Source organism: Pseudomonas sp. F1_0610, from assembly GCF_047470865.1.
Taxonomy (GTDB): domain Bacteria; phylum Pseudomonadota; class Gammaproteobacteria; order Pseudomonadales; family Pseudomonadaceae; genus JAZDRH01.
Genome location: NZ_JAZDRH010000088.1, coordinates 1 through 462 on the forward strand (window position 1 = coordinate 1; position 462 = coordinate 462).

The window sequence follows — 462 nt, forward strand, 5'->3', positions numbered from 1 at the left end:
AGGATGATCAACGCTTACTGCCTTTGGTTAAACACTATTGGCTGGCAAGTGGTGGACACTATGGCTATCGCAATATCCATCTTGATCTTGCTGAGGCTGGTGTCAAATGTGGGCGCGATCGAATACTGAGATTAATGAGATTGGCGCAGGTTTGTGCGCAACGCGGCTATAAAAGACCTAAAGGCTACTATAGCGGTAAGCCTGATATCACAGCACCAAACACGCTCGACCGTGCTTTTAATGTGTCTGCACCTAACCAGTGGTGGGTCAGCGATATCACCGATATTCATACCCAGGAAGGCTTCTTGTTCTTGGCTGTAGTCATGGACTTGTTAGCACGCAGCATTGTTGGCTGGTCGATGTCTGAGCGGATGACTGACACTCTGGTTCAAGATGCTTTAATGGCTGCTTACTGGCGTCGTAAGCCCGGAGGCACTGTGTGGCTGCATTCGGATCAAGGCT

General features: G+C 49.6%; 1 protein-coding gene. It reads left to right on the forward strand.

The genetic code is table 11. From position 1 onward, the window contains the following. The coding region (locus VQ643_RS16335; RefSeq protein ID WP_414201578.1) for a DDE-type integrase/transposase/recombinase at positions 1-462 on the forward strand (462 nt) is incomplete at both ends.